At 33.7% G+C, this 12,600-nt stretch carries 12 protein-coding genes and 1 pseudogene; 3 read left to right on the forward strand and 10 right to left on the reverse strand.

The features are described from left to right. Positions 1-173: 173 nt before the first annotated feature. Positions 174-638, reverse strand: coding sequence for a DUF805 domain-containing protein (locus tag SSP_RS11990; protein ID WP_011303978.1), 465 nt, complete (start codon positions 636-638; stop codon positions 174-176). Between the two features lie 280 nt (positions 639-918). Here SSP_RS11990 and SSP_RS11995 point away from each other — a divergent pair, with 280 nt between their 5' ends. Continuing rightward, positions 919-1,530 carry a YIP1 family protein gene (locus tag SSP_RS11995; protein ID WP_011303979.1) on the forward strand — a complete coding sequence of 204 codons (612 nt, stop codon included), beginning with the start codon at positions 919-921 and terminating at the stop codon, positions 1,528-1,530. A 68-nt stretch (positions 1,531-1,598) separates the two neighbouring features. On the opposite strand, the gene mbcS is transcribed toward SSP_RS11995, so the two are convergent. Beyond that, positions 1,599-3,170, reverse strand: a complete 1,572-nt coding sequence (gene mbcS / locus SSP_RS12000) for an acyl-CoA synthetase MbcS (protein WP_011303980.1) — start codon at positions 3,168-3,170, stop codon at positions 1,599-1,601. A gap of 508 nt (positions 3,171-3,678) precedes the next feature. On the opposite strand from mbcS, the gene SSP_RS12010 reads away from it, so the two are divergent. Continuing rightward, positions 3,679-5,082, forward strand: a complete 1,404-nt coding sequence (locus SSP_RS12010; RefSeq protein WP_011303982.1) for an MDR family MFS transporter — start codon at positions 3,679-3,681, stop codon at positions 5,080-5,082. Between the two features lie 122 nt (positions 5,083-5,204). Here the strand turns inward: SSP_RS12010 and SSP_RS12015 are convergent, their stop codons facing one another. From SSP_RS12015 to SSP_RS12030, 4 genes and pseudogenes are all read right to left on the reverse strand, one after another. Next, complete coding sequence (locus SSP_RS12015) at positions 5,205-5,699, reverse strand: M20/M25/M40 family metallo-hydrolase (protein WP_011303983.1); 495 nt, start codon at positions 5,697-5,699, stop codon at positions 5,205-5,207. A 313-nt stretch (positions 5,700-6,012) separates the two neighbouring features. Further along, the gene (locus tag SSP_RS12020; protein WP_041784852.1) at positions 6,013-7,038 is read right to left on the reverse strand and encodes an NAD-dependent formate dehydrogenase; all 1,026 of its coding nucleotides are present in this window, start codon (positions 7,036-7,038) and stop codon (positions 6,013-6,015) included. Between the two features lie 168 nt (positions 7,039-7,206). Then, positions 7,207-7,600: pseudogene (locus SSP_RS12025) on the reverse strand (DUF2294 domain-containing protein). A 38-nt stretch (positions 7,601-7,638) separates the two neighbouring features. Next, on the reverse strand, positions 7,639-8,259 hold the full coding sequence (locus SSP_RS12030) for a phosphatase PAP2 family protein (RefSeq protein ID WP_011303987.1): 621 nt from the start codon (positions 8,257-8,259) through the stop codon (positions 7,639-7,641). Between the two features lie 212 nt (positions 8,260-8,471). Here SSP_RS12030 and SSP_RS12035 point away from each other — a divergent pair, with 212 nt between their 5' ends. Next, complete coding sequence (locus SSP_RS12035) at positions 8,472-9,077, forward strand: class I SAM-dependent methyltransferase (RefSeq protein ID WP_011303988.1); 606 nt, start codon at positions 8,472-8,474, stop codon at positions 9,075-9,077. A 3-nt stretch (positions 9,078-9,080) separates the two neighbouring features. On the opposite strand, the gene add is transcribed toward SSP_RS12035, so the two are convergent. The 4 genes from add to sat form a co-directional block, all read right to left on the reverse strand. Next, positions 9,081-10,055: an adenosine deaminase gene (add, locus tag SSP_RS12040; RefSeq protein WP_011303989.1), complete on the reverse strand. Its 975-nt coding sequence runs from the start codon at positions 10,053-10,055 to the stop codon at positions 9,081-9,083. A gap of 425 nt (positions 10,056-10,480) precedes the next feature. Further along, on the reverse strand, positions 10,481-10,729 hold the full coding sequence (locus SSP_RS12045) for a hypothetical protein (RefSeq protein ID WP_103314610.1): 249 nt from the start codon (positions 10,727-10,729) through the stop codon (positions 10,481-10,483). Between the two features lie 50 nt (positions 10,730-10,779). Continuing rightward, positions 10,780-11,394, reverse strand: coding sequence for an adenylyl-sulfate kinase (cysC, locus tag SSP_RS12055; RefSeq protein WP_011303992.1), 615 nt, complete (start codon positions 11,392-11,394; stop codon positions 10,780-10,782). A gap of 18 nt (positions 11,395-11,412) precedes the next feature. Continuing rightward, complete coding sequence (gene sat, locus SSP_RS12060; RefSeq protein ID WP_011303993.1) at positions 11,413-12,591, reverse strand: sulfate adenylyltransferase; 1,179 nt, start codon at positions 12,589-12,591, stop codon at positions 11,413-11,415. Positions 12,592-12,600 lie beyond the last annotated feature (9 nt).

Consider the following 12,600-nt stretch of genomic DNA (forward strand, 5'->3'; position numbering starts at 1 on the left):
ACAAAAAAGGTCTATAGAAAATATGCTCTCTTTACTTTCTTTATCCCATTTACGCTTTTTCTTGTTGTTGAACATCATAAAAACCTCTTTCAGTAATTGAATTTTGTGATACTAACGTTTCATGCTTCGTATCACTTTCAATGCTTACGTGAAACAAACGACATCATAAAATGCTATTCAACTGCTTTAGGGTTTACACCATATTGATTTGTTTCTTTTTGACCGCTTGTACAACAAACTGCTAATGAAACAATTAAAATCACAATGTACACGACTCCAAAAATAACAGCAATAACTGTTAATGCAGAATTATCGAGTGTTGGAATATCTGAATTTATAAATTCACTAAAATCATTAATAACCGCAATTAGAAAAATGATAATGGGTATTAGCATCGTCATACCAACATCGTGAAACCTTCTAACTGTAACAGTGAACATAGCGACTAGGATTAATATATACACAATCCAACCAACAGTATCTTCTATTATTGCTGGAATTGGTAATAAGAAAAAAATGATTTCAAGCATTATATTAATTAGGATATTCATTAAAAAAGGATACCAAAATTCCTTACGCCTCGCTCTACCTTTGATATTAAGTGCATTGATCCAAAATAATTTGTAATAATGTATCATCCCATTGCTCCCTTAATTATGATTTGAATAAATAAACTGACTACTTGCTTCACTTAAACCATAACACGATAACGCAATAAAAAACATAATTAATCTCATGTTTTTATTAATTAATTTATTATAATTACATATGACAAGCCACTTTTACTATAGTCCTATATTTTCTTTTTCATCTTTATTATTATATATTAATTATTCAAAAATACTTATTATAGTATTTTAAAATATTGTGACACATGTTATGCTTTTGAAAACGCTATAAATAGGAGGCACTATACATATGGAATCATCTAATTTACCTTTAGCACAACATTTTTCTAGTTTACGTGAAAAACCCACTTGGGGTTTAAAACTTATTATTGCAATCGTTATCGTCGCGTTATCAGCTACGATTGTTGCATTAACTACAGACTTCAAACAAAATTTCGAAGATGCTGGATTAAGTGGACAACAGCTTGACCAATCACTTGAATTCGCAAAAATTATCGGTGTTGTTAGTGGTGTGATTGGCTCTATCCTTACGATTGGTGTTACTTTTGTAATCATTTTAATTATCTCTAAAATCATGAAATCAGATGCTAGTGCTAAATCTATTTTTTCTGCAACTTTAAGTTATACGATTATTACCAGTTCCATCGCACTCATTGTTGTTCTTATACAATGGATTGCAGGACTATCAGTCACAGATTATTCAATTACCAGCCTAAATATCTTTGATAAGGGTAATCCTATACTTCGCGTGTTTGACTTACAAACGCTTATCAGTGCTTATGTTTTAGGAATCTTGTTTTTTGCAACAAGTCGTTTCTCTAAGAAATCGTCCATTATTTGGTCTATTGTTTATCTTGTCGTAGTTATCGGTTTCTCACTCTTAGGCGCTGCCTTCCAATAATTTTTAACCATAGAAACATCAAATCCCCTCACTACAATTGTAGTGAAGGGATTTTTTAGTATCATAGATTATTTATTTTGTTCTGCTTCTCTTAATTCAATACGTCTAATTTTACCTGAGTTTGTCTTAGGTAAGTCTTCAACAAATTCGATAGCACGTGGATATTTATAAGGTGCTACATCTTGTTTCACATAATTTTGTAATGTCTTAACCGTTTCATCCGTTGCTGGCACATCATCTTGTAAAATCACGAATGCTTTGACGATATTACCTCTGATTTCATGTGGACTCGCAACGACTGCGCATTCTTTCACATATTCGTGTTTTGTCAGAGAATCTTCCACTTCGAATGGCCCAATCGTATAACCAGAACTGATGATAATATCATCTTTACGTCCCTCAAACCAGAAGTAACCATCTGCATCTAATTTAGCCAAGTCACCTGTAATATAATATTCACCTTTTCTAGGTTCCGCTGTACGTTCCGGATCTTTATAGTAACCTTTGAACAGTGCAGGTAAGTCTAACGGCACTGCAATATTACCTACTTCACCTACTTCGGCAAGTTCACCTTCATCATTGATTACTGTAACATGACTGCCAGGAATTGCTTTGCCCATAGAACCAGGACGACTTTCTGTATCTTTTAAGAACCCAATTAATAATGTACTTTCTGTTTGTCCATAACCATCTCTCACTGTAAGGTTGAAACGATTTTGGAATTTTTCAACGACTTCTCTATTAAGTGGTTCTCCTGCTGACACTGCGCTATGCAAATGTTCTAAATTATAATCAGTCAGATTAGGTAACTTCGCCATCAAGCGATATTCTGTTGGTGTACAGCAAAGTACATTAATTTGATAATTTTGCAGTAATTCTAAATATTTTTCTGCATTAAACTTGCCGTTATAAACAAAAGCCGTTGCACCTGAACCCATAATAGATAAGAAAGGACTCCATACCCATTTTTGCCAGCCTGGTGCAGCAGTTGCCCAAACAACATCATCTTCTTTAATACTTAACCAATGTTTCGGCGCCATTTGCATATGTGCATAGCCCCAACCGTGTGAATGAACAACCGCTTTAGGATTACCTGTAGTTCCAGAAGTATATGACAGTAAGGCGATATCATCTCTAGACGTCTCAACAGTGTTTAATTGATCTGAAACTGTTGTTTTTTCATCTTCAACAGCATACCAATCCGCTTCTTGACCACCGACAATAAATTTCGTAAGCGATGCGTATTCTTTTACCGCTTTAAATTCATCTATACTATCTGAAGTTACGACGATGGCCTTCACTTCGCCATGCGTAATTCTATATTGTAAGTCTTTAGTACGTAACATTTCTGAACTAGGAATAATAACGAGGCCTAATTTCAATGCTGCGAGATAAATTTCATATGTTTCAATGCAACGCGGCATCATCACCAAGACTTTGTCACCTTTTTGTAGTCCATGTTTTAAAAACATATTTCCGACTTTATTAGCGTGCTTAATTAATTGTTTATATGTGATTTCTTTTGTTTCGCCACCCGCGTCTTCAAAAATCACTGCTTTCTTCATTGCATCAGTCGCAAATTTTTCAATTTCGCTGACAATATTATATTGCTCAGGGGCGATTAAATCTTTTTTATCCATTGTCTATTAACTCTCCTTCGGTTCTATATCTATATTGATTAAAAACTCCTAATATTTCATTTAAATATTCTAGTCCATTGTCATCATAATTTTATTATCTTTGCATGTAAAAAAATATGATTACGGCTACTCAGTAATGAATACTTTCCTATTATAATACAACTACAACTAATTTTGAAAATATTCTGAATTTTAAAGGTAATATCATGCCTGATGTGCCAACTAAAATCTCTGAATGATAACTTTGACATTTGCCTCACATCTCATGTAGTATTTTTAACATACAGTTGTAAAATGTTATTGTGCATTTTCTAATCATTATTCACACAAATATCAATCATTACTTACCTAAAGAACTACCTTTTAAACCGCCTTTTTAAAAACTATTTCATTCCTGTCTCGTTCTGTTTGACTACAAATTTAATTTTTCCAGTTCAACTTTTAGATTTAAATTTTGTATAGTGCTATAATATAATACTGTTTAATTTTTATGAAAGAAGTGAGTTAATTGAGTGCAAACGATACTTTCCATGTCGAAAAAAGAATCCCCTTATTTATCGTACTACTATCAGGGGCCTTTATTACTATTTTAAACCAAACGTTACTTGGTACGGCTTTACCGCCAATTATGAAAGATCTTCAAGTATCTGAAAGTACCGTACAATGGTTACAATCCATATTTATGTTAGTAAACGGAATAATGATTCCTATTACAGCATTTTTAATTGAACGTTATACATCGAGGCAGTTATTCTTAACTGCAATGAGTATTTTTGCTTTAGGTACATTGCTTTGTGCAGTGGGCGTAGATTTTTCAATGCTTCTGATTGGTCGTGTCCTACAAGCAGCAGGTGCTGGTATTATGATGCCACTTATGCAAACAATCTTATTCCTAACTTTCCCTAAAGAAAAACGTGGGACTGCTATGGGTCTCTTCGGACTCGTCATCGCATTTGCGCCAGCAATTGGACCAACATTATCAGGTGTTTTAGTTGAACATCTTACTTGGAGAAGTGTCTTCTACGTTGTGTTCCCTATCGCAATTATTATAATTATTGCTTCAATTTTCCTATTGAAGAACGTTACCGAAACATCACATCCAAAACTGGATATCACATCTGTAATTCTATCTACATTAGGTTTCGGTGGACTCCTTTACAGCTTTAGTTCAGTCGGCGAAGCTGGATGGGGCAGTGTTCAATTCATTGCACCACTCATCATTGGCATTGTTTCATTAGTTGTTTTCATTCGTCGTCAATTGAAACTAAAAGAACCTATGCTTGAGTTTAGAGTCTTTAGTTATAATATTTACACTTTAGGTACAGCATTAAGTATGTTTGTCTTTGGTGTATTAATCGCATCTAACATTATCTTGCCGTTATATATGCAGAATATGTTACAGTTCTCTGCTTTAGAGTCTGGTCTCGTATTATTGCCTGGCGCTATTATTATGGGTATCATGAACCCAATTACAGGTTATTTATTCGATAAGTTCGGAGGTAAATGGCTTGCACGTATTGGACTACTCATTTTAGTTCTATCCACATTACCATTTACAGTATTAACGGCGCACACGTCGTTTACTTATCTTGCTACATCGAATGCCGTTCGTATGGTGTCGCTCGCTATGGTAATGATGCCGATGACAACTTTAGCAATCAATCAATTGCCAAATCACCTTATCGCACATGGTACTGCAATGAACAATACATTTAGACAAATGGCTGGGGCAATTGGTACAGCACTATTTATTACATTAATGTCTGTTTCATCAAACCCTAGTGATGGTATTGAAGGTATCATCCATGGCGTTAACGTTACATTTATGGTTGCAGCAGCAATTTCATTTGTAGCATTGATATTATCAGCCAAATTATCTGATGATAGCAAACCTTCACGCAGAACAATGTAGTCTATGTGTTAGGTTAATGGTTATTAAATAATTAAAAAAAGCACTTACGATGCATTCAGTCATGCATTTCGTAAGTGCTTTTTTATTTATCACAATTCTTAATCACTGATTATTTATTAAAATCAATCAGTAGCTGTCAGTCTATTAATTGCTATTTCCCCAAGCGATTTGGCTGTTACAATTAATGCATCCTCATTTACTTCAAATTTCGGATGATGATTCATATATGGTGACGTCACCTGTTCTGGTTTACAACCAACTATATAGAAGGTACCCGGAATCTCTTTTAAATAATATGCAAAGTCCTCTGATCCCGATATAGCAGGAATTTCTACAAGCTGTTCAAAATAATCACCTTTACTTGCAGATAATATATCAACAACATGATTGGTTTGTGTTGGATGATTATAAAGTACAGGATATCCAAATTGGTAATCCAAATCATATGTGATATCAAATCCGACAGCGACACTTTGAGCAACTTTCTCAATTTCTTCATACATAAATTGTTCTAAATCATCATTTTGATAACGTGCAGTCCCTTTAATTGTAACTTTATCTTGAATGACATTCGCACCACCTAGCGCTTCAAAAGCTCCTACCGTTATGACTCCCATTTCTGATGGATCAATACGTCTTGATACGATTGTTTGAAGCGTATTTACAAAGTATATTCCTATTATGTAAGCGTTTCAAATATTAAATTAATTTCTCTTAAATTTTTTTGAAAATAAATATATTTTAAATCTACGTTATATTATTATTTGATAAGTAATTTTACTGTCTAAGTTATATAAATTAACTTTTCTAACACGCTTAAACTCTAAAACTTCTTTCACACCATTTAAAAAACCCTTGAAATTGAAGTTTGAAATTCAACTTTAAGGATTCACTAGATATTATCTTAGCAGTTTTGTTTTATTTTTATTTTTATTTTGCTGTATAGCTTTTACTTGAAATTTTACCAGCGTCCACAATAATATCTTTGTCTTGGAAAGGTTCGTTATTGAAAAAACGCGTTAAGATATCTTTGACGCCTTCTTCAATACGCGCTTGTGCTTCTAAGGTCATACCTGAATAATGTACTGTCATACCATTTCTAGGCATCGTTCTCCATGGGTGATCTGCTGGTGCTGGTTGTGGATACCAAACATCACCTGCGTAACCTTGAATATGTTTCGCATTTAAGAGTTCCACTAAATCGTTTGTATTTACAATTTTACCACGTGCAGTATTTACTAAATAGCTGCCAACTTTCATACGGCTTAACACATCATAATCAAATAAGTTATCTGTTTCAGGTGTTAAAGGCGCATGGATTGTAACCGCATCACTTGTTGATACTAATTCATCAAAATTAACAAAAGTAGAATGCTCATTATCTTTTTGATTGATTGGGTCATAGTGTTGGATTGTTACATTAAATGGTGCCAATCTTTCGGCTACAAGTTGGCCAATTCTACCGAAACCAAAGATACCAATTGTTTTAATTTGTAATTCATGCACATGGTTACCAACTTTTGATAAGTTCCATTCGCCATCTTTAGCTTGTCTATGACCTTCTTCGTAATTTCTCAATAAGATGAGTAAATCCATAACTGCGTGTTCTGCAACACTAATCGTATTACTACCAGTGACTTCTACAACACCAATATTGTGTTCACTTGCCGCTTGTAAATCGACGTGGTCTGAACCTACCCCAGCAGTGATTACTAATTTTAAATTAGGTGCTTTTTCAATACGTTCTTTCGTCATATATGCTGAATAAAATGGCGCACTAATAACGATATCCATATCTGCTAAATGTTTATCTAAATCAGCTTCATTGTCTGTTAATATAACGAATTCGTGCCCTTTTTCTTCTAAAAATGGTTTCAAACCAATTGCTCTTTCAGTATTTAATAATTGATTATCTTCGCCTGCTACGGATTCTGGGAATAATGCTACGATTTTCATGCTTATCTCTCCTAATAATTTATTTTTAAAACTGTGCAATGTTACTGAACTTATGTGCATCTTCGAAGCAAAAAAATACTCGATACGATTTGCACATACCACCTCCTTGAATGAATCATTCAAAACGTAGTTAGCAAATAGCACCGAGTACCTTACACCATTCCGTATTTATTCAATTGATTTATCGAATACAAATATTGATACAACCTCATCATCGGCTAAATCAATATCTGTAAATAATTTAACAAATTTAGCTCCAACGAGCGTTTCCAATTTCATCTAATTTAATATCGCTGTATAACTGTTTTATCTTTTCAGTGCGGTTATAGTGAAGCATGACTTCATTTTGTTTATCGCCTAAATAAAACTGTTCAACTTTACTTAACGCGCCCGTCATATAGGCAATAGCCCAGTTTCCTTTAAACGAAACTTGTACTTTCTCAGGCCCTTTACCTACATGTTGTTTACTATAAGAACGAATTAAATTTGAAAATTGTTGTTCTTTTTTATGTGATTCTATTTGACTCACCTTCTTCACAAAGTAATGAGTTATAGCTTTCATTTACTTATATTTCTATTATATATCAAGCAATTTAAAATTCAAGTGTTATTACTTTTTTTAAAAATCACACTAAATATACCTTTAGTTTCAAATTCAATATATAGTGTTTGTATTAATATATACAATACACATAAACTAGCTATCGTATCTGTGAAATAATGTGCTTGTAAATAAATTCTAGATATCATAATCGATAAGATTAATATCGCGCCTATAAAGATGACAGCCTTATGTTTCGCTAATAATACAATCAAACTAACTAAGATACATACACTCAAAACATGCATACTAGGAAAACTATAACCGTCGATGATCGCACTCGGTCTTGGACGTTGGATAGCATATTTTAAAAATGTTCCAATAGCAAAGACACTAAAACACCAAAATCCATACCAAACACATTTAAATTTATCATAAATCAGTAAACCTAGTAATATGATTAACACCATACATAAACAGGCAATAGGTGAAAATACTGTTGAAATCATTGTTAAATATTGAACGATTATCTCTGAAGACATCGTACGATGTAGTAATTGATATATGCTAGCATCCATATTTTCCGTTAAGTTAAACGCAATGCATATAATTAGCATAATGAGACACAGACTGCCTACCGTCATTTTTAAATAATTATTCACGTTGACTATTCCTTCCATAACGCATTCTTCTATATAATAAGTAAACCAAGTATTTTCAATTTACTCAATCCTACTTTAGGCTTATAAATATTAATATGATAAAATCATAATATTTATAATGTATATGATTTTGAATAAAACGATTTGTATCCTTGCATGGTCTTATGCTAAAATCAATTAAAGACTTAAAGTATCTACAATAACTATTATAATACTAAAGGAGTTTTGCCTTGAATAAAGACCAGTTTGAACAAATGGCCCACAAGTATGACCACCCTGACAGAATTCACCTAGCACAAATCATTGCCCAAGCAACAAATCAATTGCTCAATCATACAACTTACCATTCGTTATTAGATTATGGTGGTGGCACTGGACTCGTAACATTAAATATAGATCATCACTTTGAACAAGTCACACTTATGGATGCCTCAACTCAAATGGTAAATATTTTTGATGAAAAAATATCAGCATTAGAAAAGACTTCTATTCAAACACTTGTCGGCGATATTTTGGCTGATGATCATCCATTAAACCAATCAACCTATGATGTCATTTTCTTATCTTTAGTCTTACTTCATAGTGGTGACTATAAAGCTTTATTGCATAAACTTTACACGCACCTCAATCCAGGAGGCATGCTGATTTTAGTTGATTTTGATAAAAATGAAAATGTTCAGCATCCAAAAGTTTACAATGGCTTTAAGCAATCTGATATTCTAGAAACCTTTGCTCAAATAGGGTTATCACAAACACAGGCTCATACATTTTATGCTGGTGATCATCTTTTTATGAATCAACATGCTAGTATATTTATTGCTTCGGGTTTTAAATAATTTTTACATTTTTAAGTGTAACTGCTTTCTCTCTTCGTCACTTAAAAATGCATAGTCTACTGCTCTTTCATTAATATATTTGACTTGTTCTAATGTCATCATTTCATTTTCTATAAGTAAAGTATATTCTTCATTTAATGATGTCTGTGTAACGGTTCTATTATCTGTATTAATTAAAAAAGGTATATCTTGTTCTAGCAAATAAGGTAAATTTAATGCTTCTAACCCTGTAATGGCCTTGGTTTGAATATTACTTTTTGGACACATCTCTAAGAGTACGTCATTTTCTTTAACAAACTGCAATGATTGTTTATCTTGATTTATAGCAACACCATGTCCAATACGTTTCGAGCCTAATTTAATACCTTCTATCACATTATGCATACAACCGCACTCTCCAGCGTGTAACGTAAGATTGAAACCTTTATCTAAGCCATATTTTATTGTATCTTCAATCGCTTCAGTAGGAAATCCTACTTCAGGACCTGCAAAGTCAATGCCACAAATTGCTTCATGATGATGTTGATGAATAAAATCAAAAAGTGTTTGGTTTTGTTCAGTATGATGTTGTCGCATCGCACATACTAACAAATTAACGCCTATCCCTAATGTATTAACCGCTTCATTAACACCTAACTCTACTGCTTCCAACACCTCTGTCATCGTTAACCCTTGATCCATATGAAATAATGGTGCGAAACGAATTTCAATATATTTCACATTATCGTTATATGCTTGCTTGGCAACATCTACAACCGCACGTTTCAAACTATCTTTTGTCTGAAGTACTTTTAATATTTCATCGAAACACTGTAAATAGTCATCTAAACTATCACACTGACTACTGACAAATAATTTTGATTCATCTAAGTTAACACCTTGTTCATCTGCAAGTTGTCTAATCAATTCTACACTTGTTGAACCGTCTAGGTGACAATGTAATTCAACCTTGGCAATTTCTTCTATGGACTTATTCATGCTTAGAACCTACCTCTACCTACATTTGATTATGTTTAAAATTTATCTATTTACTATATCATGATGCATTTAACTTTGCTACGACTCAAATTACATGTCGACATAACGTTGAGCCATCATTTTTAATCAACTCATTTTAAGTTAAGTATAACCAAAAAGCAGTGTCTGATGATGTATAGTCATATAAATACAATGTATTTTGGGCGAGACGCTTGAAGGAACAGGACAAGCTAAAGACCTCAGACTGAAGCTGGATCCTTAGAAAGTGAGCCAACCATACGAAAAATTAAATAAAGAAGAAGCGCTCAGATCCATTGAATTAAATCACCTGAGCGCTTCTTTTTCTGGGGTTGATGTATCACTTCCCCATTATTATACAATAAACATTATCTACATAGCTTGATAACATTGATTAAAAATAGACATCATATTTCACCTAAGTAACCTAATATGACTAGTGAAATACCTAAACCAACAAAACTCATAATGAGTAGCGTGACAATAATTTTCAATTCAGTCAAAAAATATTTTCTATCTTGTCCTTTATTTACAAGCCAAACACCTAAAACCACGACGAGTACAAAAATTATAATCAAACAATATGCAATTATATTTAAAATGCCCATATCAATGCCCCTTTGCGTACGATTCACATGTTGACCTTCTGTATGCATCAGTTATTTCGCACATCTCTATCACGTTCTCCCAAACATCAATGCTTAACCTATACTGGTTTCACATCAAGATAGTCATGTACTTTTAAATAGTCAATAATTTGATTAACAGCTGTTTCAATACTGTCTTGCTCTGTATCTATAATAATTTCTGGATTATTGGGCTCTTCATAAGGCGCATTGATTCCAGTAAATCCTTTAATTTCTCCGTTTCTTGCTTTTTGATACAATCCTTTAGGATCTCTAGATTCACACGTTTCTATACTACAAGACGTGTATATTTCGATAAATTCTTTGTCGTCTAATAAGTTTCGTACTTCATCTCGGTCAGCTTGATAGGGCGATATAAATGCTGTAATCGTAATTAATCCTGCATCGACCATGAGTTTACTTACTTCGCCAATACGACGTATATTCTCTTTTCGATCTTCCGGACTAAAGCCAAGATTGTTATTTAAGCCATGTCTGACATTATCTCCATCTAGTCGGTACGTATGTACTTGTTGTTGATATAATGCTTTTTCTAATGCTACTGATATCGTAGATTTACCAGAACCTGATAAACCCGTAAACCAGATGACAACACTGCGATGTTGATTACGTTGTTGTCTTTCTACTTTCGTAACTGCTGATTCATGCCATGTAATATGATTTGAAGTGGCCATGTTCAAACTCCTTTGATCTTATTTTTCTTGTAATCCTTTGATAAGTACATCCGCTACCTCTGGTCTTGAAAAAGCTTTCGGCAAGGACTCTCCGTTTTTTAATTTTTCACGAACTTTCGTGCCACTCAAATGTAAATGTTCTGAAGCATCGTGTGGACATGTTTTGGCTGTTGCCATATTTTCACAAACATTGCAGTAAAAAGCATGTTCAAATTTCAAAATTTGTATGCCCAATTCATCTTCATATTGTGCGATGAGTGTTTGCGCATCGTAAGTTCCATAATAATCACCGACACCCGCGTGATCACGTCCTACAATAAAATGCGTGCAACCATAATTTTTTCGTACTGTGGCATGTAATATCGCTTCACGTGGACCTGCATAACGCATCGCAGCTGGATAAATAACTAATCTCGTTCTATTTTCCGGGTAATAATTTTTTAATATCACTTCATAACTTTCCATGCGAACGGCTGCAGGAATATCATCTGATTTTGTTTCACCTACTAAAGGATTCAGTAATAAACCATCTACAGATTCTAAAGCTGCTTTTTGAATATATTCATGTGCACGGTGTACAGGATTACGCGTTTGAAACCCAACAACCGTTTTCCAATTTAAGTCATAAAACAATTGTCTCGTCTCAGATGGGTCCAAATGATAATCGACAAATTCATCATGTTTCGGTCGATCTACTAGGTGAATGGGTCCAGCAAGATAGACACTGCCTTTTTCATATACCTTCAATACACCTGGATGTTCAATATCCGTAGTACCATAAACGAATGCTGCTTCTTTCTCCTTGTCATAGGTATATTTTTCCTCAAGTTCAAGCACACCATATAAATGATTATCTTCACCATATAACGCAATGCTTTCACCGATTTCAAGCTCATTTGCTTTATCTTCCGTAACCGGCAACGTAATCGGTATACTCCACACTAGACCGTTTTTCAAATGGAGATTTTCAACGACTTCATTATAATCCGCTTCATTCATAAAACCTGTAAGGGGACTAAAACCACCAATGCCAATCAGTTCTAAATCTGATAAACTCCAAGGGTTCAGTGTAATGGCTGGCATGGAATGCGATACTTCCAACATTGTTTCCTTCAGCTCAGCGTTAACTTCTCTATTAATTAATGTACCACCATGTGGTTGAATCGTATTTTCAATAATTTCTTTTGTTAATGCCATATTGATTCA

This window comes from Staphylococcus saprophyticus subsp. saprophyticus ATCC 15305 = NCTC 7292 (genome assembly GCF_000010125.1).
GTDB lineage: Bacteria > Bacillota > Bacilli > Staphylococcales > Staphylococcaceae > Staphylococcus > Staphylococcus saprophyticus.